General features: G+C 72.8%; 13 protein-coding genes. 10 read left to right on the top strand and 3 right to left on the bottom strand.

Annotated features, from left to right (window positions below):
* Positions 1–155: 155 nt before the first annotated feature.
* Together IE258_RS13555 and IE258_RS13550 are read right to left on the bottom strand one after the other, a co-directional pair.
* Positions 156–1,475 carry a DEAD/DEAH box helicase gene (locus IE258_RS13555; protein WP_189743164.1) on the bottom strand — a complete coding sequence of 440 codons (1,320 nt, stop codon included), beginning with the start codon at positions 1,473–1,475 and terminating at the stop codon, positions 156–158.
* Positions 1,476–1,654: 179 nt separating this feature from the next.
* A complete protein-coding gene (locus tag IE258_RS13550; RefSeq protein WP_189743162.1) occupies positions 1,655–2,089 on the bottom strand; it encodes a PGPGW domain-containing protein in 435 nt (144 codons plus the stop codon).
* A 292-nt stretch (positions 2,090–2,381) separates the two neighbouring features.
* On the opposite strand from IE258_RS13550, the gene IE258_RS13545 reads away from it, so the two are divergent.
* Both IE258_RS13545 and IE258_RS13540 read left to right on the top strand, forming a co-directional pair.
* Positions 2,382–4,247 carry a CocE/NonD family hydrolase gene (locus IE258_RS13545; protein ID WP_189743160.1) on the top strand — a complete coding sequence of 622 codons (1,866 nt, stop codon included), beginning with the start codon at positions 2,382–2,384 and terminating at the stop codon, positions 4,245–4,247.
* 38 nt (positions 4,248–4,285) lie between these two features.
* Entirely contained in the window at positions 4,286–4,525 is a 240-nt protein-coding gene (locus tag IE258_RS13540; RefSeq protein WP_161379950.1) for a DUF5302 domain-containing protein, read from the top strand.
* Positions 4,526–4,610: 85 nt separating this feature from the next.
* Here IE258_RS13540 and IE258_RS13535 read toward each other — a convergent pair whose 3' ends face one another.
* Positions 4,611–5,558 carry a methionyl-tRNA formyltransferase gene (locus tag IE258_RS13535; RefSeq protein WP_189743158.1) on the bottom strand — a complete coding sequence of 316 codons (948 nt, stop codon included), beginning with the start codon at positions 5,556–5,558 and terminating at the stop codon, positions 4,611–4,613.
* 174 nt (positions 5,559–5,732) lie between these two features.
* Here IE258_RS13535 and IE258_RS13530 point away from each other — a divergent pair, with 174 nt between their 5' ends.
* The 8 genes from IE258_RS13530 to IE258_RS13495 all read left to right on the top strand — a co-directional run bounded on the left by IE258_RS13530 (position 5,733) and on the right by IE258_RS13495 (position 25,845).
* Complete coding sequence (locus tag IE258_RS13530; protein WP_189743156.1) at positions 5,733–7,088, top strand: lysine N(6)-hydroxylase/L-ornithine N(5)-oxygenase family protein; 1,356 nt, start codon at positions 5,733–5,735, stop codon at positions 7,086–7,088.
* 11 nt (positions 7,089–7,099) lie between these two features.
* Entirely contained in the window at positions 7,100–8,164 is a 1,065-nt protein-coding gene (locus IE258_RS13525; protein ID WP_189743154.1) for a FecCD family ABC transporter permease, read from the top strand.
* On the top strand, positions 8,161–9,267 hold the full coding sequence (locus IE258_RS13520; protein WP_229892099.1) for a FecCD family ABC transporter permease: 1,107 nt from the start codon (positions 8,161–8,163) through the stop codon (positions 9,265–9,267). The genes IE258_RS13525 and IE258_RS13520 overlap by 4 nt, the downstream gene beginning before the upstream one ends.
* Positions 9,268–9,305: 38 nt before the next feature.
* Positions 9,306–10,169 carry an ABC transporter ATP-binding protein gene (locus tag IE258_RS13515; RefSeq protein WP_189743152.1) on the top strand — a complete coding sequence of 288 codons (864 nt, stop codon included), beginning with the start codon at positions 9,306–9,308 and terminating at the stop codon, positions 10,167–10,169.
* 87 nt (positions 10,170–10,256) lie between these two features.
* A complete protein-coding gene (locus tag IE258_RS13510) occupies positions 10,257–11,309 on the top strand; it encodes an iron-siderophore ABC transporter substrate-binding protein (RefSeq protein ID WP_189743150.1) in 1,053 nt (350 codons plus the stop codon).
* A gap of 2 nt (positions 11,310–11,311) precedes the next feature.
* Positions 11,312–13,105: an ABC transporter ATP-binding protein gene (locus tag IE258_RS13505; protein WP_189743148.1), complete on the top strand. Its 1,794-nt coding sequence runs from the start codon at positions 11,312–11,314 to the stop codon at positions 13,103–13,105.
* Between the two features lie 61 nt (positions 13,106–13,166).
* Positions 13,167–24,158, top strand: coding sequence for a non-ribosomal peptide synthetase (locus IE258_RS13500; protein WP_189743146.1), 10,992 nt, complete (start codon positions 13,167–13,169; stop codon positions 24,156–24,158).
* Complete coding sequence (locus IE258_RS13495; protein ID WP_189743144.1) at positions 24,145–25,845, top strand: ABC transporter ATP-binding protein; 1,701 nt, start codon at positions 24,145–24,147, stop codon at positions 25,843–25,845. The genes IE258_RS13500 and IE258_RS13495 overlap by 14 nt, the downstream gene beginning before the upstream one ends.
* Positions 25,846–25,874 lie beyond the last annotated feature (29 nt).

Raw genomic sequence — 25,874 nt, 5'->3', positions numbered from 1 at the left:
TGCCGGATGTCGCTCCGGTCTTGTGCGGTAGGACGGACGTTCCGCCGCCAAGGTAGAAGACTTCCGCTTGGCATGTCCATACTTTGTCATCAGTGTGTGGAAAGTTCTGGGCGTCAAGTCACCCGTCGGGGCGGCATGTTCACCCGCGCCGGGTATCAGCGGCCCCTGCGCACCCGGGCCGCCGCGCGTGCCTGTGCGGCCTTGCGCGCCTCGACGGCCTTGCGGGACCCCTTGGCGGCACCGGCCGGACGGGTGCCCATCCCGCGGAACCGGGCGTTGCCGCTCTCCTTGCCCTGCCCGGCCGGCGGGCGCTTCGCGCCGGTGAGGTCGGTCAGCTTCTGCTCGCCCGAGCGCACGGGGGTGACCGTCGGCCGAATCCCGGCCTCGGACGTCATCCGGTTCACCTCGCGCCGCTGGTCGGGGGTGACGAGGGTGACCACACTGCCCGCCCGTCCGGCCCGCGCCGTGCGCCCGCCGCGGTGCAGGTAGTCCTTGGCGTCGGCCGGGGGATCGACGTTGACGACGAGGTCGAGCGCCTCGACGTGGATGCCCCGCGCCGCGACGTTGGTGGCCACCAGCACGGTGACCTCACCCTCCACGAACCGGGCGAGCGTATGCGTGCGCTGTGGCTGCGACTTCCCGCTGTGCAGGGCGGCGGCGGACACACCGGCGGCCCGCAGGTCACGGGTGAACCGGTCGACCCCCGCCTTGGTGTCCAGGAACATCAGCACCCGGCCGTCGCGGGCGGCGATCTCGGTGGCGGTCGCGTACTTGTCGGCGGGGTGGACGACCAGTACGTGGTGCTCCATCGTGCTCACCGAGGCCGACGCCGGGTCGACCGACACGAGAACGGGGTCGTGGAGATGGTCCCGCACCAGCTGGTCCACGTCGCGGTCGAGGGTGGCCGAGAACAGGAGCCGCTGCCCGTCGGAGGGCACCTGCTCCAGGATGCCGGAGACCTGCGGCAGGAACCCCAGGTCGCACATCTGGTCCGCCTCGTCCAGCACCGTGATCCGCACCTGGTCCAGCCGGCAGTCCCGGCGGGAGACCAGGTCGGCCAGGCGCCCCGGCGTGGCGACGACCACCTCGGCGCCGTCGCGCAGTGCCTGGGTCTGCCGGTTGATCGACAGCCCGCCGACGACCGTCGTCAGGCGCACGCCCAGCGCCCGGGCGTACGGCGCCAGCGCGTCGCTCACCTGCTGGGCCAGCTCCCGGGTCGACACCAGGACGAGGGCCAGCGGCCGCTTCGGCTGCGCGCGCCGGCCGGCGGTCCTGGCGAGCAGAGCGAGCCCGAAGGCCAGCGTCTTGCCCGAACCGGTCCGGGCCCGGCCGAGGACGTCCCGCCCGGCCAGTGCGTCGGGCAGGGTCGCCGCCTGGATCGGGAAGGGCTGCGTCACCCCGAGGGCGGTCATCGCCTCGACGAGGACCGGCGGCAGTCCGAGGCCGTCGAAGGACGCGGTCGGCTTCGCGTTCATGGGGGACCTTTCTGATCAGGCGCCCGGAACGCGGCCGGGTCCGTACCCCTCGGTACGGACCCGGGCGCCTCGAAGCGTGCACCCATTTTACCAGCGGGTCTCCCCGCTCCTCGCGGCCCGACGGTGCTCGGCCCACGTGGACGCGACCCGTCCGAGCGGATCCGGCCCGGCCGCCGGCCTCAACGCGGCCGTCCGGGGGCCGGTGGCGAGCCGCGCCGGGCCGCCTGGACCCGCCGGTGGCTCCACACCAGCAGGGCGAAGAGCACCAGGCCGGAGACGAGCAGGCTCGCCCCGGTGGCCCATCCGGAGTACGGCAGCTCGGGCACGAGGCCCCAGGCCACGCCGGCGGCGAGGAGGAACAGCCCCACGAGCACCGACCCGGCGATGCGCCAGCGGGAGGAGACGCTCTCCTCGGCGGCACGCATCGCCCGGACGCGGACCGGGGCGACGAACCGGTCCAGCGCCGGGACGGCGCGCGCCAGCAGCACCACGCCGGCGAAGACGAGCAGCAGGCCCGGCCCGGGCAGCACCAGCAGCGCGACGCCGATCAGCAGCAGGAGGGCGCCGAGGGTGCCCAGGGCGGTGCGCCGGATCGATTCGACACCCCGTGCCATGGCGCCCCACTCTCCTGCGGTCGGCAAGGACTCCGGTTCCGTCGGCGTGACCCAGCCTAGGCACGGATCGGGGCGCGGGCGATTCCGGAGTGGACGCGGGGCCGGGTGCCCGGCCGGTGAGGACCCGGGGCCGTCGTCCGGCAGGGCCCGGCCGGAGACGGGTGCCCGGTCGCGTCCGTCAACGCCCGATGTGACAGGGGAAGTTGCGTTTCGGCCCCATCGACGCGCCGGGACTTCGCTGCTAGACCTGCACCACCCGTACCACCTGCACCCGCCTTCCAAGGAGGAGCATGTGAGACCACGTCGCGCGGTCGTCCGGACCGCATCGGCACTCGTCGCCGCCCTCGCCCTGACCGTCGGCCTGGGCGGCCCCGCCGTCGCGGCGCACGAGGCGGAGGCCGGGCCGACCGCCGCCGGTACCGGCCCCGTCACGCACGAGGAGAACGACCGGGTGCCGGAGGGCTCGGTCTGGACCCAGCACTACTTCCCCTCCGCCGACCGCTCGGGCACCCGGCTCCACGCCGACGTCCTGCTGCCCGAGGGGATGAAGCGGAAGGAGCGGGTGCCGGTCATCCTGTCGATCGGCCCGTACTTCGCCCACGCGGGCCAGACCGGCCCCGAGGGCTGGTCGCACACCGGTCCCTCCGCCCGTTTCCAGGACTTCATCGAGGGCACCGACCTGTTCGACCAGGGGTACGCCTTCGTCATGGTGGACCTGCGCGGCTTCGGGGGCTCCACCGGCTGCCTGGACTGGGGCGGGCCCGGCGAACAGGCGGACGTGAAGGCCGCGATCGACTGGGCGGCGAAGCAGCCGTGGTCCACCGGCGCGGTCGGCATGTACGGCAAGTCCTACGACGCCGTCACCGGCCTCATCGGCAACAACCTGGACCAGCGCGCGCTCAAGGCCGTCGTCGCCCAGGAACCCGTGTGGGACATGTACCAGTACATCTACTCCAACGGAGTGCCCCGCCCGAACGTGACGGGCACCGCCGGCGCGTACAACTCCATCGCCTCGATGCCCCCGATGGCGGACGACGACCCGCGCTACCAGGCCGCCGCCCGCTACGAGGAGAGCCACCCGGAGTGCCTGACGGAGAACTCGGCCGGCTACCGGATATCCGATCAGCGGGATGAGCACTGGACCTCCCGTGACCTGGCGAGGATGGCCAGGGGCAGTGACACCCCGCTGTTCGTCACGCAGGGCTTCGTCGAGAACAACACCAAGCCCGAGGAGATGGAGGAGTACCTCGACAACCACCGGGGGTCCGAGCGCGGCTGGCTCGGCCAGTGGGACCACGTGCGCGGCGGCGACCGCGTCGAGGACGGACGTCTGGCCATGGGCCGTGAGGGCTGGTACGACGAGACCCTCGCCTTCTACGACCAGTACCTGAAGGGGGCCAAGCCGACGGTGCGATACCCGGCCTACGCCGTGGAGGACTCCACCGGTGCCTGGCGGGCCCAGCGCACCTGGCCCGTCACCGAGCGGTCGGTGAACCTTGCGCTGGGCGGCGGCTCGTACGTGGACGACGGCGGCGCTTCCGCCCGCGCGGCCCTGACCGCGTCCGGCGTTCCGGCGCCGAAGGCCCCGCCGCAGCCGACCGGCAGGTGGGACATGGAGAACGCGCCCGCGACCGAGCAGCGGGCCCCGGCCGGGCTGGCCGCGGAACTGGCGAAGCGCCAGCGCGCCGGTGAGGTCTCCTCCAGCTTCTTCGTGTGGTCGAAGCCGCTGAGGAAGGACACGCGCGTCACCGGCACCCCGCAGGTGTCCCTGACCGCCCGGGGGGAGGGCAACGTCATGCTCAAGCTGTACGACGTCGCCCCGGACGGCACCGCCGTCATGTTCGACGAGCAGGTCTCCCTGGTGAAGTCCGGCCGGATGAGCGTCGATCTGAAGGCGACCGACTGGACCCTGGCCGCCGGTCACGTGCTGGCCGTGGAGATCGGCTCCATCCAGACCGGCTCCTGGCGCGACACGCCCTCCGGCGACACCATCGAGGTCAGGGGCGCGAAGCTGCGACTCGCCCTGGACGACCCGGCCGACGACGTCGCCACCCAGGGCGCCCGGTCGCCGTACCTGGACACGTACCTGCGTCAGTACACGGTGAGCCTGCCGGCGGGCCCGGGCACATTCTCGGTGGTTCCGGGCGGCCGGTCGTGACAAGCTGTGCTCCTGTTGTCCGAGCCCAGGAGGTCGTCATGACTGAAGAGTCTTCATCGCAAGCAGGTTCGGAGCCGGCGGAGGACGAGGGCACCGCCCTGACACCCGACGCCGACGGTCGGTACGACCTGAAGGACAAGTTCCGCCAGGCGCTGGAGCGCAAGCGCGGCAAACAGGCGGAGGCCGCGGCCCTCGCGGCGGGCGGCGACGTGGCGAAGATCCGGGGCACCCACGGCCCCGCCGCCAGTCAGCGCTCGTTCCGGCGCAAGAGCGGCTGAGACGGCGCACGACCGTCCCGGGCGGGGCCAGGCCGTGGCAGCACGGCCGGGCCCCGCCCGTTGTCGACGGCCGGTCGGCGGGTGTTCAGGGACGGGACGTCAGATAGCCGCCCATGGAGGTGAAGTACTCCGTCGCAGCCAACTCCCGTCCGTCCTCGGTGCGTACGCGCGTGACGGCGAGGCCGTGGTTGCGGCCCCGGCGCGCGTCGGCCCCGGCGACGATCACCACGCCCTCGCCCTCGCGGTAGAAGATCCGGCCGGGTGTGCCGCCGTAGCGGCCCTCGGAGACCACCGCGGCGAGGATCTCCAGCCGCCTGCCCCGGTGGAAGGTGAAGGCGCTGGGGTACGGCTCGGACTGGGCCCGGACCAGACGCTCCAGGTCCTCGGCCGGCCAGCTCCAGTCGATGCGGATGTCCTCGGCGGACCGCTTGTGGAAGAAGCTCGCCCGGGACCTGTCCTGCTTGGTGAACTCCGTCTGTCCGGCCGCGATGAGTCCGAGGGCGCCGACGGTGACCGGGGCGATGAGGTCGACGGTCTTGTGGAACAGGTCGGTCGCGGTGTCCGCCGGCCCGACCGGCACCGCCTCCTGCCGGACGATGTCGCCGGCGTCCAGCTCGTCGTTCATCATGTGCGCGGTGACACCCACTTCGGTCTCGCCGTTGATCAGCGCCCAGATCAGCGGGGAGAATCCGGCGTACTTCGGCAGCAGCGAGTCGTGCACGTTGAGCGTGCCGTGCCGCGGGAGGCCGAAGATGCGCGGAGGGATCCAGGTACGCCAGTTGTTGGCCACGATGATGTCCGGATCGGCGTCCTTGAGGCGCTCGAACAGCTCGTCGTCGTCCGGGCGGTTGCGGATCAGCACCGGGACGCCGTGCTCCTCGGCGAGGTCGGCGACGGAGTCGCTCCAGATCTTCTCGTACGCGTGCTCGCTCTTGGGGTGCGTCACCACCAGCACCACGTCGTGCTCGGAGTCCAGCAGGGCTTGCAGGGTGCGGTGCCCCCAGGTCTGGTAACCGAACATGACGACCCGCATGGGGTTCCTCCTCAAGGCAGGGACTGACCGGGTGGTTAAGCAAGCCTTACCTTAGTGGGCAACGCCCATGCATGACAGCCCAGTTGGCTCGAATCCTCTCCCGCCATGCCCTATCGACAGCCGTATCTCGTTAGCTTAGGCTCACCTAAGTTTCCGGCGCACGATGGGAGTGACATGTCACCGGTTCTTCCTGCTGACTCCACGCTGGTCCACGACCTCATCGGGATCGGCTTCGGACCGTCCAATGTCGCCATGGCGATCGCGATCCGCGAGCACAACGCACGGGCCGGGGGTCAGGAGGCGCTCGACGCCCGCTTCTTCGAGCAGCAGCCCCGCTTCGGCTGGCACCGCGGCATGCTGATCGACGACGCGACCATGCAGGTGTCCTTCCTCAAGGACCTGGTGACCCTGCGGAACCCGGCCAGCGAGTACAGCTTCCTCTGCTACCTGCAGAGCAAGGGGCGGCTGATCGACTTCATCAACCACAAGAACCTCTTCCCGCTGCGGGTCGAGTTCCACGACTACTTCGAGTGGGCCGCGGCCAAGGTCGACGACATGGTCTCCTACGGCCACGAGGTCGTCGGCGTCGCACCAATCGTGCGGGACGGCGTCGTGGACCACCTGGAGGTGACGGTCCGCTCGGGGGAGGGACTCGAGGTCCACCGGGCGCGCAACCTCGTCGTCGGCACCGGGCTGCGCCCCCTCGTCCCCGAGGGCGTGGAACGCGGAGACCGTGTCTGGCACAACTCCGAACTGCTGAGCAGGGTCGACGCGTTGGAGGGCACCTCACCCTCCCGGTTCGTCGTCGTCGGCGCCGGGCAGAGCGCCGCCGAGAACGTCGCCTACCTGCACCGCCGCTTCCCCACGGCCGAGGTCTGCGCGGTCTTCGCCCGCTACGGCTACAGCCCCGCCGACGACAGCGCGTTCGCCAACCGGATCTTCGACCCGGCGGCGGTCGACGACTACTTCACCGCGCCCGACGGCGTCAAACAGCGGCTGATGGACTACCACGGCAACACCAACTACTCCGTGGTGGACATCGACCTGATCGACGACCTGTACCGGCAGATGTACCGGGAGAAGGTTCTCGGCACCGAGCGGCTGCGCTTCCTCAACGTCTCCCGGCTCTCCGACGTCAAGGAGACACCCGACCGGGTGCGCGCCACCGTGACGTCCCTGGTCAGCGGTGAGGAGAGCTTCCTGGACGCCGACGTCGTGGTCTTCGCCACCGGCTACGGCCCGGCCGACCCGCTCGGCCTGCTCGGCGAGGTCGCGGACCGCTGTCTGCGCGACGACGAGGGCCGGGTGCGGGTCGAGCGCGACTACCGCATCGCCACCGACCCCGCCCTGCGCTGCGGCATCTATCTGCAGGGCGGCACGGAGCACACGCACGGCATCACGTCGTCCTTGCTGTCCAACACCGCCGTCCGGGTCGGCGAGATCCTCGAGTCGCTCCTCGACCGGGGCCTCAAGTCCGTTTCCGACGAGGCCCGTACGGTCGCCGACGGGACCGGCACCGGCGCGCGTTAGTGTACGTCGCCATGACCACGACTGCGGCCCAGCGCCCCGTGTCCGCGCCCCGGGGACCGACAGAGGTCCGGCGGCGACGCGTTGTCGGTCTGGCTGTGCTGGCGGTGCTCCTCGTGGTCGCGGCGGCGGCGTCGCTGGCCGTCGGTGCGCGTGCGCTCAGCCCCGCCGAGGTCTGGCACGGGCTGTTCGCGGCGCCCGAGTCCGACCAGCGGCTCACCGAGATCAGGCTGATCGTGCAGACCGTCCGGGTGCCGCGCACGGTGCTCGCCGTCGTGGCCGGCCTCGCGCTCGGCGTCGGAGGGGCACTGATCCAGGGGTACACCCGCAACCCCATTGCCGACACCGGCCTGCTGGGGGTGAACTCCGGTGCCTCGTTCGCCGTGGTGTCGGGGATCGCCGCCTTCGGGTTCACCAGCCCGTTCCAGTACGTCTGGTTCGGCTTCCTGGGCGCGGCGGTCGCCGGTGTCGTCGTCTTCGGGCTGTCGAGCATCGGCCGGGGGGCCGGCAACCCCCTGACGCTGGCCCTGGCCGGGCAGGGGGTCACGGTGTTCCTCGCGGCGATGACCACGGCGGTCGCACTGACGGACAAGGCATCGCTGAACGCCCTGCGGTTCTGGAACGCGGGCTCGCTGACCGGTGTCGGCTTCGACGTCATCTGGCCGGTGTCCGCCTTCATCGCCGCCGGGCTGCTGCTCGCGCTGACCACGCTGCCCTCCGTCAACCTGCTCAACCTGGGCGACGACGTCGCACGGGGACTCGGGGTGAACATCGCGCGGACCCGCACGATCGGCATCGTCGCCATCACCCTGCTGGCCGGCGCGGCGACCGCGGCCTGCGGCCCGATCGCCTTCCTCGGGCTCATGGTGGCCCACGTGGCCCGGTACCTGACCGGCCCGGACTACCGCTGGCTGGTGCCGTACGCCGGTCTGCTCGGGGCCGTCGTCCTGCTGGTCTGCGACATCGTGGGACGCCTGGTCGTACGGCCGGGAGAGCTGGACGCGGGAGTCGTCGTCTCGCTCCTCGGCGCGCCGTTCTTCGCCGTCCTGGTGTGGCGCGGAAAGTTCAAGAACGCGTGAACGGGGCGGACGTGGAGGCGAAGGGCGCGGGTGCGGCGGTGGACGTGAAGGCGGACGTGCGGGCGTCGGTGGCGCCGGGGGTGCGGTTCGGTGGTGTGTCGTTCGTGTGGCGGCCCTGGGTCGCGGGCGTCACCCTGCTCCTGGCGGTCGCGGGCTTCCTGGTGTTCTGCCTGTCCATCGGCGTCGGGGACTTCCCCATCGCCCTGCCCCGGGTCGTGGCCACGATCCTCGGCCGGGGTGAGCAGGTCGACGAGTTCGTGATCATGGACCTGCGGATGCCCCGCGCCCTCGCCGGACTCGTCGTGGGCGTCGCGCTCGGGGTGTCGGGCGCCCTCACCCAGTCGATCGCCCGCAACCCGCTGGCCAGCCCGGACGTCCTCGGCATCACCAGCGGCGCCGGGGCCGTCGCGGTGTTCCTGGTGACGGTGTCCGGTGGCGCCGCGACGGCCGTGACCGACTCCGTGGGCCTGTCGGCGGCGGCGCTCGCGGGCGGCCTCGGCACCGGACTGCTCGTCTACTTCATGGCGTGGCGTCGCGGGATCGACGGCTTCCGGCTCATCCTCATCGGCATCTCGGTGAACGCCGTGATGCAGGCGATCACGACGTGGCTGCTGGTCACCGCCGACATCAGGGACGTCGCCCGGGCCCAGGCGTGGCTGGTCGGCTCGCTGGACAACCGGTCGTGGGACGAGGTGAACGTCGCCCTGTGGTGCACACTCGGCCTGCTGGTCGTCGTGGCCTCGGTCGCCTTCCAGTTCAAGCCGCTGCACTTCGGCGACGAGGTCGCCGCGGGGCTCGGCGTGCGGTACGGCGCGGTCCGTGCGGTCCTGCTGCTGTGCGCCGTGTTGCTGGCGGGCGTGGCCGTGAGCGCGGCCGGACCGGTGCCGTTCGTCGCGCTGGTGGCGCCGCAGGTGGCGATGCGACTGGCCAGGTGTCCGACCCCGCCGCTGGTGGCCTCCGGCCTGGTGGGGGCGTTGCTGCTGACCGGTTCCGACCTGGTCGCCCGCACCGCCCTGCCCGTCTCGCTGCCGGTCGGTGTGGTCACCGCCGCCGTCGGCGGGCCCTTCCTCGTCTATCTGCTGGTGCGGGCGAACCGCAGATAGCTGGTACAAAGTAAGGCGAGCCTAATCGAGGGGGCCTTGTGGTCGTTCAGTCCATCACCGGGACCGAGACGGAAGTTGACGGCGCCTCACGACTGGCGGCCCGGGGCATCACCGTCGGGTACGGGGCCCGGTCCGTCATCGACGGTCTCGACGTGGCGATCCCGCCCGGGGTGATCACCACCATCATCGGACCGAACGGCTGCGGCAAGTCGACCCTGCTGCGCACCCTGTCCCGGCTGCTCAGGCCGACCGGCGGAACGGTCGTGCTGGACGGCGAGGACATCGCCGCGCTCAAAACCCGCGAGGTGGCGAAGAAGCTCGGCCTGCTGCCCCAGGCACCGGTGGCCCCGGAGGGACTGACGGTGTCCGACCTGGTCGCCCGGGGCCGCCACCCGCACCAGAGCTGGCTGCGGCAGTGGTCCTCGGACGACGCCGACGTGGTACGGCGGGCGCTGGCCATGACCGGCGTGTCCGACCTCGCGGACCGTCCGGTGGACTCGCTCTCCGGCGGCCAGCGCCAGCGCGTGTGGATCTCGATGACCCTGGCCCAGGGCACCGGCCTGCTGCTGCTGGACGAGCCCACCACCTATCTGGACCTCGCGCACGCGGTCGACGTGCTCGACCTGGTCGACGACCTGCACGAGTCCGGGCGCACCGTGGTGATGGTGCTGCACGACCTCAATCTGGCCACGCGCTACAGCGACAACCTCGTGGTCATGAGGGAGGGCGCGATCCTGGCGCAGGGGCACCCGCGCGACGTGATCACCGCCGAGCTGCTGCACGAGGCGTTCGGACTGCGCGCCAAGGTGATCGACGACCCGGTGGGGGACCGCCCGCTCATCGTGCCGATCGGCCGCACCCACGTCGAACTGGACCAGCTCGCCCCGGAGTTGCCCCGGTGAGGGTAGGCTAACCTCACTCAGGCGCGGTAAGGTTTGCTGCCCTCAGACGGGGCGCAGTGGACGGCGCGACAGCAAAGGGATCTCCGGATGCTCCTCAGAACGACGCGTATGAAGCCCTGGCGACGACTCGCGGCGGCCCTGTCCGCTGCCGCGCTCGGCGTCGGACTCCTCGCGGGGTGCGGTTCCGACTCGGACGACTCGGCGGACCAGGCCGGCGGCGGCACCCCGGCCGCCGCCGGTGCCTTCCCGGTCACCGTGGAGCACGCGTTCGGAACGACGAAGATCGACAAGGCGCCCGAGCGGGTCGTCTCCGTCGGCTACACCGACGACCAGACCGTCCTGGCCTTCGGCATCAAGCCCGTCGGCATGGTCGACCAGTACCCCAACCCGGCCGGCCAGAGCCCCGACATCAACACCCAGTGGCCCTGGGTGAAGGACAAGTGGGGCGACAGCGAGCCCGAGGTCATCATGAAGAACGGTGACACGGGCCCCAACTACGAGAAGATCGCCGCCCTGCGCCCCGACCTGATCGTCGCGGTCTACTCCGAGATCGACCGGGCCGCCTACGACAAGCTCTCCAAGATCGCGCCCACGGTGGGCCGCACCAAGGGCGAGAAGGAGCCGTTCAGCGCTCCCTGGCAGGACAACGCGCTGCACATCGCCAAGGCGCTCGGCAAGGCCGAGGAGGGCGAGAAGATGGTCGCCGACATCCAGGGCAAGCTGGACGCGGCCAAGCAGGCGCACCCCGAGTTCGCGGACCGGACCGCCGTCGTGCTGTCCTGGTACAAGGACTCGGTGGCCCCGTTCACCTCCACGGACGTGCGCGGACGGCTCGTGACCGGCATCGGTTTCAAGTACCAGACCGAGATCGACAAGGTCGCCGGCGGCGACTTCTACACCACGCTCTCGCCCGAACGCGTCGACCTGGTCGACGTGGACCGCATCTTCGTCCTCAACGACAAGGCGGACCAGGACGCGTTGAAGAAGTTCGAGCTGTTCACCAACCTGGACGCCGTCAAGAACGGCAAGGTGTCGTACCTGCTGGACAGCGAGGGCCCGGCGGTCGGTGCGGCCATCTCCCAGGGCACCCTGCTCTCCATGCCGTACGCCGTCGACGAACTCGTCAAGTCGGCCGGGTAGGTGTGAGCGACACCGACACCCGCCCGGCCCCGGCCGCCCTGCGCACGGCGACCGGACGCGAGGCAGGCCGATGGGTCGCGGCCCACTGCCGCGAGATGCCCTGGCTGACCGCCGCCACGGTGATCGGCACGGTGGCCTCAGCGGCGCTCCAAGTGCTCCCGGTGCTGCTGCTGGGCCGCGTGGTCGACGCGGTGGCCGGGGGCGAGTCGCAGTCCGTCCTGGTCACGGTCGGCGCCCTGATGGTCGCCGCGGCGCTGCTCGGCGCGGCGGCGACCGCGGTGTCCACCTACCTGACCGGCCGTCTGGGCGCCGACCTGCTCGCCCGGTTGCGGGAGGCCGCGGTCCGCGCCGTCCTGGCCATGCCGAGCGCACGCGTCGAACAGGTGGGCCGCGGCGACGTGCTGTCCCGGGTCGGCGACGACGTCGCCGTGATCTCCAAGGGCATCCGCACCGCCGTTCCCACGGTGTTCTCGGCCGGGGTCCTCGTCGCCATCGCCACGGCCGGCATGTTCGGCCTCGACTGGCGGCTCGGTCTGGCGGGCGCCGGCGCGCTGCCCGCCTACGCGCTGGCCCTGCGCTGGTACCTGCCGAGGTCCGCCCCGCTGTACCGCAGGCAGCGGGTGGCCCAGGCCGACCGGGCGCAGGCCCTGATCAGCGGTCTGAACGGCATCGACACCGTCCGCGCGTACCGGCTCGAGGGCGCCTTCCGCGAGCGGGTCACGCGCGAGTCGTGGCGGGTGCGCGACCTCGGCATCGAGGTGTTCCGGTTCTTCGGCCGGTTCGTCGGCCGGGAGAACCGCGCCGAGTTCATCGGGTTGACGCTCATCATCGTGGTCGGCTACGCGCTGCTGGAGGCGGACGCGGCCACGCTGGGCGAGGTGGCCGCGGCCCCGCTGCTGTTCCACCGGCTGTTCACCCCGCTGGGCGCCATCATGTTCACCTTCGACGAGGCGCAGAAGTCGGGCGCGAGCCTGACCCGCCTGGTCGGCGTGCTGGGGGAGGACGCCGCGGACCGGCTGGTGGGCGACGCCTCCGTGGGCGCGGCCGCCGGACCGTACCCGGTGACGGTGCGGGGACTGACGTTCACCTACCCGGGCGGCGAGGAGCCGGTGCTCAGGGACGTCGACCTGACGATCCCGGCGGGCGGCTCGCTCGCCCTCGTGGGGGCGACGGGCGCGGGCAAGACGACCCTGGCCGCCCTGGTCGCCGGCATCGGGACCCCGCAGGCGGGCTCGGTGCGCGTCGGGCGGACCGACCTGGCGGAACTCGACGAGGCCGGGGCGCGGGCCCTGGTGAGCATCCTGACCCAGGAGACGCACGTGTTCTCCGGGACGCTCGCCGACGACCTGCGGCTGGCCGCGCCGCAGGCGACCGACGCCGAACTCCTGGACGCCCTGCGCACGGTCGGCGCCGACCGGTGGGCCGACGCGCTGCCCGACGGTCTCGACACCCCGGTCGGTGAGGGCGGAGAGCGCCTGGACGTGACCAAGGTCGCCCAGATCGCGCTGGCCCGGCTGGTGCTCGGCCGGGCGCCGGTGGTGGTCCTCGACGAGTCGACCGCGGAGGCGGGCAGCGAGGGTGCCGCCGAGTTGGAGCGGGCGGTGCTGGCCGCGTGTGCGGGCCGAACGACGCTCTTCGTGGCGCACCGTCTGACCCAGGCGATGGCGGCGGACCGGATCGCCGTCCTGGACGCCGGGCGGGTCGTCGAGGAGGGCACACACGCGGAGTTGGTGGCGCTCGGCGGCCGCTACGCACGGCTGTGGCGGGCCTGGCGCGAAGGCGGCCGGGCGGGGTAGTTAGGCATGCCTTAGTTAGGTTAGCCTGCGTTCATTCCTTGGAAGGGGCGTTGAGTCTTCGATGATGGAACCGACCGCTTCTCTCGTACGGCTTTCTCCCGGGCAGCTGACCGACATACGCCGGCGCACCGGCGACTTCCCCGACCGGGTCGTCGCCGAGGCGTGCGCCGTCTCACTGGCGTACTGGGCCTCGGGCCGCGCCCCCGCCGGACTCGACCTCGCACCGGGCACCCTGTTCACCGACGTGCTCGGCTGGGCCGACAACGGCGGTACGGCACCCGGCGGTTGGACCGTGGGCGGGGACGGCCGGACCATCACCCTCCCGGGCGACGTCGCGCCGGACGACGCGCAACTCGCGCTCGACGACCTGGCCGACTTCCCGGACCGTCCGCTCGGCACCATCGGCCCCTCCGGCCCCGCGCAGCGGCTGGCGGACCTCGCCAGGTGGAACGACACCGACGCCGACCGGGTCCGCCCCACCTTGGTGGAGATGTTCCGCGAACAGGTCCGCGCCAGGCCGGACGCCGTGGCCGTCGTCGACGAACGCCGCTCGTTGACCTACCGTCAGGTCGACGAGCTGTCCGCGCAGTTGGCCCATCACCTGGTCGCACGCGGGCTCGCCCCCGAAGGCGTCGTGGGCATCTCCCTGGAACGCTCCGCCGAGATGGTGATCGGGCTGCTCGGTGTGCTCCGGGCAGGCGGCGCGTTCGTCCCGCTGGACCCGCACTGGCCCGCCGAACGCCGGGCCGTGGTCATCGAGGACGCGGGCGTCGTCGTACAGCTCAACTCCTCGGGAGAGCACGCGCCGACGGAACCGGAGGCCGCGGCCGTGGACCTCGGCGACTGGCGGTTCGGCGCCCACCCCGCCGAGGGGCCCGCGATCGGTGTCCCCGGCGACGCCCTGGCCTACGTCATCTTCACCTCGGGCTCGACCGGGCGGCCCAAGGGCGCCATGATCCGGCACGAGGCGATCAGCGAGCGCCTGCTGTGGCAGATCCACGAGATCCTGGGTTTCGGACCCGACGACGCGTCACTCTTCAAGGCCCCGCTGTCCTTCGACATCTCCATCAACGAGATCTTCCTGCCGCTCGTCAGCGGCGGCAGGCTGGTGGTCCTGCGGCCCGGCGGCGAACGCGACCCGCAGCACCTGCTGAGGGTGATCGCCGAACAGCGCGTCACCTTCACCTACCTGGTCTCGTCCATGCTGGACGTGCTCCTCGAGATGGCGGGCGACTCGGGGCGCCTCGGCAGCCTCCGGCACGTCTGGTGCGGTGGCGAGGTGCTCACGCCCGAACTGTACGAGCGCTTCCGCACCCGGCTCGACATTCCCCTGTACCACGGCTACGGCCCCGCCGAGACGACCATCGGAGTCTCGCACGTCGTCTACCGGGGGGCGGCCGAGCGCCTGTCGACATCCATCGGCCGGGCCAACCCCAACACCCGGCTGTACGTCCTGGACGACGAACTGCGCCCGGTCCCGGTCGGCGTCGGCGGCGAACTGTACGCGGGCGGACTGCTGCTGGGCCGCGGCTACGTGAACGCGCCGGGCCTCACCGCCTCCCGGTTCGTGGCGAACCCCTTCGCGAACGACGGCTCCCGGCTGTACCGCACCGGTGACCTCGCGCGCTTCGCCCCCGACGGCTCGCTCGACTTCCTCGGCCGCGCGGACAACCAGATCAAGATCCGCGGCATGCGCCTGGAGATCGAGGACGTCGAGGTCGGCCTCGCGGAACACCCCCACGTCCGCCACACCTGCGTCGTGGCGAAGAAGAACACGGCGGGCGGCACCTACCTCGTGGGATACGTCATCCCGGCCACCGGCCACGAGGACCTGCGCGCGGACGAGGTCAAGGCGTGGGCCGGCGCGCACATGGTGGAGTACATGGTGCCCGCCCACGTGGTCGTGATGCCCGCGTTCCCGCTCACCGCGAACGGCAAGCTCGACCGGAACGCACTGCCCGAACCCGTGCTCGCCACCGCCTCCGTCGCCGCGCCCACCACCGAAGAGGAGCGGACGGTGTGCGCGGCGGTCGCGGCACTGCTCCAGCTGGACCGGGTGGGAGTCGACCAGGACTTCTTCCAGCTCGGCGGGGACAGCATCCTCGCCATCTCCCTGCTGAGCGCGCTGCGCGACGCCGGACTCTACGTGAGCGCCCGGCAGATCTTCACCCACAGCACGGTGGGAGCGCTGGCGGCGGTGGCGAGCCGCGAGGACACCACCGCCGTGGACCACCGCGACGTGGCGACCGGACCCGTCGTGGGATCCCCCGTCGTGCAGTGGCTCGGCGAGACCACGGACGCGATCGACGGCTTCGTCCAGTCGGTCGTCCTCAACACCCCGGCGGACCTGACCGCGGACGCCCTGGACACGCTCCTGGCCGCCCTCGTCCGACGGCACCCCATGCTGCGCGCCAGGCTGGTGCGCGGCGCCCGCTGGGGATTCGACATCCCGGAGGCGGACCAGGACCCCGCCCGGGCCCTCTGGCAGGAGAGCGACAGGCCGCTCGATGCGTGCCTCGCCCTCGCCACCGGGGAACTCGACCCGACGGACGGCAGGATGCTGCACGCGGTCTGGCGCCGCGAGGCTCGGCAACTGGCCGTCGTCGCGCACCACGTGGTGATCGACGGCGTGTCCTGGCGGGTCCTGATGGACGACCTGGCCACGGCCTGGCGGCAGCTCGCCGCGGGCACACCCGTGGAACTGCCCGTGGTGGGCACGTCGTTCCGGCGCTGGACCCAGCTGCTGGAACGCGCGGCGTTCGACGCGGACAGCGCCTGCTTCCGGCGTCCCCTGCCCGGCCCGGACGAGCCGCTGGGCAGACGCGCGCTGTCCGAGGACGACACCGTGGCACGCGAGCGGACCCGGACCGTCCAGGTCGACGCCCGGTCCACGACCGCACTGCTCGGCGCCACCCCGGCGAAGTTCCACGCGGGCGTCAACGACGTACTGGTGACCGCGCTCGCCGTCGCCCTCGCCCGCCGCCGCCGAGACCTCGGCCAGGACCAGACCTTCGCGCACATCGAACTCGAGGGCCACGGCCGCGAAGCCCGGTTCGTCGCCCCTTCCGCCGGCTTCGAGCCAGAACTCTCCCGGACGGTGGGCTGGTTCACCACCCTCTTCCCGGTGACCGTCGACCCCGGCACGGGCACCGACCCCACCGCCCCCGAGTACCTGGCCGCCGCGCTCAAGGCAGTCAAGGAGGACCTCGCGCGCGTACCGGACAACGGCGTCTCCTACGGCGCCCTGCGCCACCTGGCCCAGGTCGCCTTCGACGCGCCCGCACCCCAGGTGCTCTTCAACTACCTGGGCCGCTTCGACGCGGGCTCGACCGGCGACTGGCAACTCGCCCGCACCACCGGACAGCTGGGCGAGCGGCGTGACCCGCGCATGCGCCTGCCCCGCGCCCTGGAGTTCAACGCCATCGCCGAGCCCGACCCCACCGGCGCCCACGAGCTGGTCACCACCATCTCCTGGCCCGACGGCATGTTCACCGACGCGGACATCGACACCCTCGCCACCTACTACCGGGAGGCGCTCACCGGACTGGCCGCGCTGGAGCACGGCGGCCACTCGCCCAGCGACTTCCGCCCGCTGCCGCTCACCCAGGCCGACGTCGACGCGCTGGACGGCCCGGCACTGCGGGACATCCTCCCGCTGACCCCGCTGCAGGAGGGCCTGTACTTCCACTCCGTGTACGACGACGAGGCCACCGGCAGCTACGTCGAGCAGCAACTGCTCACGCTGGAGGGCGAGGTGGACCCCGACCGGCTCGCGACGGCGACCACCCGCCTGCTCACCCTCCACCCGAACCTCGCCGCGCGCTTCGTGGTCCTGGCCGACGGCCGCGTCGTCTCCGTGCTGGAGAACGGAGTCGAGGCGCCGTTCACCACGCTGAACCGCCCCGGCATCACCGACGACGAGATCCGAGCCCACGCCGAGCGGGACCGCCGCGCCGGATTCGACCTGGCCACCGGCCCGCTGATGCGCTACACGCTCATCCGTGCCGGAGCGGGCAGGCACGTCCTGGTGCAGACGGTGCACCACATCGTCGCCGACGGCTGGTCGGTGCCGCCCATGCTGCGGGCCCTGCTGGCCGAGTACCACGCGCCCGGCTCCGGGCACGCGCTCGGCGGATTTCCGGACCACGTACGCCGCCTCGCCGCGCGCGACGACGAGGCGAGCGACCGGGTCTGGGGCGAACAACTGGCCGGTCTCCCCGGCCCGTCGCTGATCGCCGAGGGGCACACGCCCTCCGCACACTTCGCCGACACGGCCGTGACCGCGGACACCGACGTCGACGCCGCCGCCCGGTCGGCCGGAGTGCCGCTGAGCGTGGCCGTGCACAGCGCCTGGGCCCTCACCCTGGGCGGCATCCTGCACAGCGACGACGTCGTGTTCGGCTCCACGGTGTCCGGCCGCGACGCGGACGTGCCCGGCATCGAGGACATGGTCGGCCTGTTCATCAACACGATCCCGCTGCGGGCCCGCTGGGCCGCCGGGACGACCGCGCGCGAGCTGCTCGCCGCCGTCCGGGCACACCAGAGCGCGGTACTGCCGCACCAGCACGTCTCGCTGGCCCGGATCGCCCGCCGGGCCGACGCGGGCGCCCTGTTCGACACCCTGGTGGTGTTCGACGTGGCGACCGACGTGGACGCACTGCGGCGACCCGGCGACACCCTCGCCGTCACCGGCATCGTCAACGAGGGCGCCCCGCACTACCCGCTGACGCTCGTGGTGGAACGCACACCGGACGGCCGCCCCCGCTTCAACCTGATCCACGACGCCGAACTGCTGGGGCGGGCCGCCGTCCGCGAGATCCTCGGCACCTTCACCCGGAACCTCACCACCCTGCTCACCAGGCCGGACACCCCGGTCGCCGACCTGGCGTCCCGGGACGCCGGGCACGTCGAGCCGATCACCCCGACCACCCTGGGCGGCCTGTTCGACGCCGCCGCGCACCGCCACCCGGCCGCCACCGCCGTCACCCAGTGCGCCCTCGACGGCGCCACCCGGTCCCTGACCTACCGTGAACTGGCCGAGGCCAAGGACGGGTTGGCCGCCGCCCTGCGCGCGGCCGGGGTCGGTCCCGGCGGGCGGGTCGCCGTCGCCGTGCCGCGCTCCCTCGAGCAGGTCGTCGCCCTGGTCGCGGTCGTCACCGCGGGCGGCGCCTACGTACCGCTGGACCTGGCCTACCCGGACGAACGACTGGAGTACGTCCTCGCCGACTCCGCACCCCAGGTCGTCCTCGTGGACCCGGAGCAGCGCGAGCGGTTCACCGGCCTGCTGGACCGAGCGGGGGTGACGGCCCGCGTGCTGGTACCGGGGGAGGGGCACCCGCCCACCGGCACGGAGCCCGGACCCGGGGCCGACTGGAACGACCCGGCGTACGTGATCTACACCTCGGGCTCGACCGGCCGGCCCAAGGGCGTCGTCGTCACGCACTCCAGTGTCGTGACGCTGCTCGCCAACACCCGGCCCGCGATGGCCTTCGGCCCGGACGACGTGTGGGTCCAGTTCCACTCCTTCTCCTTCGACTTCGCCGTCTGGGAGCTGTGGGGCGCGCTCGCGCACGGCGCCGAGCTGCTGGTGCCGGAGTACGGGCTGACCCGTTCCCCGGTCGACTTCCACCGCCTGGTCCGCGAGCGCGGGGTGACCGTGCTCAACCAGACCCCCTCGGCGTTCCACCGGTTCGCCGAGGCCGACCGGCACGCGGGCGAGCCGCTGCCCGCCCTGCGCCGGATCGTCTTCGGCGGCGAGGCACTGGACCCGGCTCGGCTGCGCGACTGGGTCGAACGGCACGGCACCGACTCGCCCGAGCTGGTCAACATGTACGGCATCACCGAGACCACCGTGCACGTCACCCACCGGGCGCTGACCGCCGCCGACTTCGCCCCCGGCGCCACCGCGACCAGCCCCATCGGCGGCCCGGTCCCCGGGCTCGTCACCCACCTCCTGGACGACCGGCTCCGGCCCGTGCCGCCGGGCCGGGTGGGCGCCATCTACGTCGCGGGCGATCAGGTGGCGCTCGGCTACCTGGGCAGGCCGGGGCTCACCGCCGGCCGGTTCGTGGCGGACCCGTTCAGGGCGGACGGCTCCCGCATGTACCACACGGGCGACCTCGCCCGCCGTACGCTCGACGGCGAGCTGGAGTTCGTGGGCCGCGCCGACGACCAGGTGCAGCTCAAGGGGTTCCGCATCGAGTTGGGCGAGGTGGAGTCCGCGATCCGGGACCTCGACGGCGTGGTCGACGCCGCCGTCACCGTCGCCGACAGCGAGGACCACCTGGTCGCGCACGTCGTGGGCCGGGTGCCCGCGGACCTCCCCGCGCTGCTGTCGGCGAAGCTGCCCGCCCACATGGTGCCGGGCCGGGTGCTGCCCGTCGACGCCCTGCCGCTGACGGTCAACGGGAAGCTCGACCGCCGGGCACTGACCGAGCGCGCGTCACCGACGCCGTCCACGAACGGCGACGCGGCGGACGGCGTCGCCTCGGGCGGCACAGATGCGCACGGTGGTGCTTCGGACGGTGGCACTTCGGACCGCGGACACGACTGTGCGCTCGCGTCCCTCGTCGACATCTTCGCGGCGACGCTGCCCGGCTCCGCCGTCGACGCCGACACCGACTTCTTCACCGCCGGAGGCGACAGCATCGTCGCCATCACGGTGATCAACCGGGCCCGGGCGCTCGGCCTGCCGATCACGCCCCGCGACGTGTTCCTGCTCCGCACCCCGCGCGCGCTCGCCGATCACCTCGGCCCCCGCACGCCGCGGCCCGAGGCGCCCGCGGCCGCCCGCCACGAGGACGGCCCGCTGCCGCCCACCCCGATCATGCTGCGCCGACGGGAACTGGGCGGAACACTGGCCCGGTTCGCCCAGGCCAGGACGCTGGCGGCACCCGAAGGCACCGGGTTCGCCGACGCGGAGCGTGCCGCGCGGGCCGTCGTCGCCACGCACCCGGCGCTGCGCCTGCGGCTGCGCGTCGACCACGGGGCGTGGTTCCCGCGCACCGAACCCCACCGCGACGTGACCGTGGTCCGGGCCGCCGGCACCGACGCGGCGGGCGCGGCCGACCGGGCGGCGGACCGCCTCGATCCCGAGACCGGCGACGTCGTCGCGTTCACCTGGCTGGAGGAGACCAGGACCCTGGTGGTCGCCGTGCACCACCTCGCCGTCGACGCCGTGTCCTGGCTGATCCTCCTGGACGACCTGGCCGACGCGATGCGCGGTACGGACCCGGCACCGCAGACCACGTCCTACGCCGAGTACGCCCGAGCGCTGACCTCCCGCTCCACCGACCCGACGGACGACCTGGCGCACTGGATCACCACCCTCCAGGCGCCCACCCCGCTGCCCGCCGCGGTGAACCCGCGCGAGACGACGGTGGTACTCGCCCCCGACCTGAGCGACCGCGTCACCCGCACCGCGCCCGCCGCGCTCGGCCTCGGCCTCACCGAACTGCTGTGCGGCGCGCTGCGCACCGCGCTGACCGGCGTCCAGCCCACGCCCACCGACCTGGCCGTCGACCTGGAGCGGCACGGCAGGGTCCCGGCCCTCGACCACCACGACTACACCCGCACCGTCGGCTGGTTCACCTCCATCGCACCCGTACGGCTCACCGCGCACACCGACCCCGTCGCCGCGGCGCGCGAGATCGCCGAACGCCAGCCGGACGAACGCGCACACGTCGCCTATGGCGGCCTCAGGTACCTGAACCCGCAGACCGCCCCACTGCTCACCGCCCGGCCCCAGGTCCTCTTCAACTACCTCGGCCGGGGCGGCGAGTCCGAGGCACCGCACCTCAGCGGCGGCGACCCGGGCACCCCGTACGCGGTCGAGGTGAACGCCTGGACCGACGCCGCGACCGGCAGCCTGCACGCGGCCTTCACCCTGGCCGAGGACGTTCCCGACGAGATCACCGAGTACTGGCTCCGCGCACTGGAACGGATCGCGGAGGCCGCCGCGACGGCCGAGCGCACGGCACCGGTCAGCCCCCTCCAGCGGGGCCTGTACTTCCAGGCCCAGCTGACGGGCCCGGCCGGGCACTACGTCGCCCAGAGCTACTTCACCTTCGAACGGCGCCTGGACACCGACGCGTTGGCCCGGGCGATGGGGTACGTGCTCGCACGGCACCCGGCCGTGGGCGCGGGCTTCACCACGGACGAGGACGGGAACCCGGTCCAGGTCCTCGCCGCGGACCGCCGGGTCGACGTCCGCACCGTACACGCGGCGACGGACGAGGAGGTCGACGCGCTGCTCCGCACGGACCGGGAGCGCGGCTTCGACCCCGGCGAGCCGCCGCTGATCCGGCTGACCGTGGTACGGCTGCCCGACGACCGCGACGGCCTGCTGCTCGCCTACCACCTGCTGCTGTGGGACGGCTGGTCGCGGGAGATCGTCCTGCGCGACCTGTTCGACGCCTACCGCGCCGTCCTGGACGGCGAGCCCCTCGACCCCGTGCCGGCCACGCCCGGCTTCGAGGACCACACCCGGGCCCTCGCCGCCAAGGATCCGGCCGACTCGGAACGCTTCTGGGCGGCACACCTCGCCGGACTGTCCGGCCCGACCCTGCTCGCCGGACCCGCACCCGCCCTCCCCGACGACCTGCCGCGCGCCCTCGTGCACACGCTGACCGCCGAACGGTCCGAGGCGCTGAGGTCGGCGGCACGGACGTACGGCGTCACGCTGAACTCGGTGCTGACCGGCGCCTTCGGCCTGCTCCTCGGTGCCCGCACCGGCCGCGCCGACGCCGTCTTCGGGGTGACCGTCTCCGGCCGGGAGGGCGAAGGGCTGGCCGACGTCGTCGGCGTGCTGCTCAACACCGTGCCCATGTGGACCCGGGCCCGGCCGCACGACACGGTCCGCGCCTACCTGACCGCCGTGCAGGCGGCCAGGGCCGACGCCATGGAGCACGAGCACCTCGGGCTGGGCGAGATCCAGCGGGCCGGCGGCCACGACACGCTGTTCGACAACCTGTTCGTCCTCCAGAACTTCCTGGACCTGGACGCCTTCGCCGACATGAACGCCCGGCACGGCATCACCTCGGTGCGCGCCGACGACTCCACCCACTATCCGTTCACCTGGGTCGTGACACCCGGCGACCGGCTCACCGTCAAACTGGAGTACCGCGACCACGACACGGCGGGCGCCCGGCGCCTCCTCGACGACTACCTGCGCCTGCTCGACGAACTCGCCGCGCGCACCGGCTCCACCGAACCGCTCGGAGCCCTCCCCGGCCCGGCCCCCGCACCCCGGCCCGTCGCACGCACCGACATCGGCACGGACACCGTCGTGGACCGCTTCGACCGGGCGGCCGACCGCGACCCGGAACGGACGGCACTCGTCGCCCACGGCTCCACCCTGACCTTCGGCCGGTTGCGGGACCGCAGCCGCGCGGTGGCGGGTGTGCTGGCCCGGCGCGGCGTCGGACCCGGGGCGACCGTGGGCCTCGCCGTCCCGCGCTCCCTCGACTCGATCGTGGCGCTCTTCGCCGTACTGCGCACCGGCGCCGCCTACGTGCCGCTGGAGCTGGACCACCCGGACGAGCGGATCGCCGCGATCGTCGCGGACGCCCGCCCGGACGTCGTGCTCACGGTGAGCACGGTCGCGCACCGGCTCACCGGCGGCCTCGACGTCGACCTGATCGAGCTGGACCGGCCGCTGCCCGCGGCCGAGCCGCTCGCGACCTTCGCGCCGGGCGACCCGGACCGGCTGCGGCACCCCGCGTACACCATCTACACCTCCGGTTCCACCGGGCGGCCCAAGGGGGTGGTGACCGAGTACGCCGGACTGACCAACATGCTGGTCAACCACCAGCGCCGGATCTTCGAACCGGTCCTGGCGCGGCACGGCCACCGAACCTTCCGCGTCGCCCACACCGTGTCGTTCGCGTTCGACATGTCGTGGGAGGAACTGCTGTGGCTCGCCGACGGCCACGAAGTGCACATCTGCGACGAGGAGTTGCGCCGCGACGCGCCCCGGCTGGTCGCGTACTGCCTGGAGCACGGGATCGACGTCGTCAACGTCACCCCGACCTACGCACAGCAACTGGTCGCCGAGGGCCTGCTCGACGATCCGGCCCGCCGGCCCGCGCTGGTGCTGCTCGGCGGCGAGGCCGTCACCCCGGCGCTGTGGCGGCGGCTGGCCGAGACCGAGGGGACCGTCGGCTACAACCTGTACGGGCCCACCGAGTACACCATCAACACCCTCGGCGTCGGCACCTTCGAGTGCCCCGACCCGGTGGTGGGCGTCGCGATCGACAACACGGACGTGTACGTGCTGGACCCGTGGCTGCGCCCCCTGCCCGACGGTGTCCCCGGCGAGCTGTACGTCGCGGGCGTCGGCATCGCACGCGGCTACCTCGGGCAGCCCGCCCAGACCGCGCACCGCTTCGTCGCCTGCCCGTTCGGCGCCCCCGGCGAGCGCATGTACCGCACCGGCGACCTGGTGGTGCGGCGGCCCGACGGGAACCTGATGTACCTCGGCCGCACCGACCAGCAGGTCAAGATCCGCGGCCACCGGGTCGAACTCGGCGAGGTCGAGGCCGCGTTCGCCGCCCATCCGGCGGTGCGGTTCGTGGCCGCCGTCGCCCAGCCCGATCCGCAGGTCGACGGCGCCCACCGGCTGGCCGCCTACCTCGTGCTCGACGGCGCAGACCTGGCCGGGATCGCCGCCGAAGTGGGCGCCGCACTGCCGGACTTCCTGCGCCCCACGCACTACGCCCGGGTCGACGGCATCCCGCTGACCGTGAACGGGAAGGCCGACACCAAGGCGCTCCCCGAGGCCAGGCCACTGGGCGCGCTGACCACGGCGGGGGAGCGGGCACCGCAGACGGAGACCGAGACGACGGTGTGCGAACTCTTCGCCGAGGCCCTGGACCTGGACGACGACGAGGTGAGCGCGGTGAGCGACTTCACGGCCCTCGGCGGGCACTCCATGCTGGCCGTCCGGCTGACCGGGCTGCTCCGCCGGGAGTACGGTCCAGTGATCACGATCCGCGATCTGTTCACCCTGCGAACCCCGGAAGCGATTGCCCGCCACCTCGATGACCACTCCTGACGCACAGCGGCCCCGCGCGGGGTCCGACATCCTCCGTACCGCCCTGCGGCGCAACGTCGGCGCGATGGCCTGGGGCACCCTCCTCATGGGCCTCTACCAGGCCGGTGAGACGGCCTTCCCCATCGCGCTCGGCCTGATCGTCGAGCACACCATGCGGGACCGCAGCCCCGAAGCGCTAGGTGTCTCCGTCGCCGCGCTGGCCGTGATCATCACGACCGTGTCCCTGTCCTGGCGGTTCGGGATGCGGATCCTGCAGAAGGCCAACACGACCGAGGCGCACCGCTGGCGGGTCCGGGTGGCCGGCTGCGGACTCCAGCCGGTGGCCAGGGACGTCGACCTCAAGTCCGGCGAGGTGCTGACCATCGCCACCGAGGACGCCGACCAGACCGCCGACATCATCGAGGTGGTGCCCCTGCTGATCAGCTCGCTGGTGGCGGTGCTGATCGCCGCGGTCGCCCTGGGGCTGGCCGACATCCGGCTCGGGCTGCTGGTCGTCGTGGGTACCGTCGCGATCCTGTCCGTCCTGAGCGTGATGTCCAGACGCATCGGCTCCAGCACCCGGGAGCAGCAGGCCCGGGTGGCCCGGGCGGGCGCCAAGGTCGCCGACCTCATCATCGGCCTGCGCCCGCTGCACGGCTTCGGCGGCAACCACGCGGCGTTCCGCTCCTACCGCGAGGTCAGCACGGAGGCGAAGCGCCAGTCCGTCACCGTCGCCCGGGTGAGCGGCGTCTACGCGGGCACCGCACTGGCCCTCAACGCGGTGCTCGCCGCCGCCGTGACCCTCACCGCCGGCTGGCTGGCCTTCCGGGGCCGGATCAACATCGGTGAACTGGTCACGGCCGTGGGCCTCGCGCAGTTCATCATGGAGCCGCTGAAGCTGTTCTCGGAGATGCCGAAGTACGTGATGATCGCGCGCGCCTCGGCCGAGCGGATGGCCCTCGTCCTGAGCGCCCCGCCGGTGACGACCCCGGGGGCGGAGCGACCGGCCCCGGGCGGGGACCTGGAGGTCGACGGGGTCCGGCACGGGGCGCTGCGCAAGGTGCGGTTTCGGGTCCGGGCCGGCGAGTTCGTGGCCGTCGCGGCGTACCAGCCGAGTGCGGCGGCCGACCTCGCGGCGGTCCTCGCGCTGAACGTCCCGCCCGACGCCTACGAGGGGACGGTGCGGGTCGGCGGACGGGACCTCGCGGACCTGGCGGTCGAGGGGGTCCGCGAGCATCTGCTGGTCAACCCGTACGACGGCGAGATCTTCGCGGGCACCCTGCGTTCCAACATCGACCCGTCGGGCACCAGCCGGACGGTTCCCGAAGCGGTCGAGGCGTCGATGCTGACCGACGTCGTCGCGCTGCACCGCGAAGGGCTCGACCACGCCGTCCGGGACCGGGGCGCCAACCTCTCCGGCGGGCAGCGCCAACGGCTGTCCCTGGCCCGCGCGCTGGCCGCCGACACGGACGTCCTGGTGCTGCGCGACCCGACGACGGCCGTGGACGCGGTGACCGAACAACTCATCGCCCGGGGCGTCGCCAAGCTGCGCCGGGACCGCACCACCCTCGTGATCACCAGCAGCCCGGCCCTGCTGGACGCCGCCGACCGCGTCCTCGTCCTGGACGAGGGCGTCATCACCGCCGAGGACACGCACCGCAACCTCCTCGCCACCGACGAGGCGTACTGCCTCGCCGTGACCCGGTGACCCGGTGACCCGGTGGGCCGGCCGCGGGG

It is taken from the genome of Streptomyces tendae (assembly GCF_014650435.1).
Classification (GTDB): Bacteria; Actinomycetota; Actinomycetes; order Streptomycetales; family Streptomycetaceae; genus Streptomyces; species Streptomyces tendae.
Note: the sequence above shows the minus strand (reverse complement) of the source record. Positions and strands in the feature narration are given on the sequence as shown.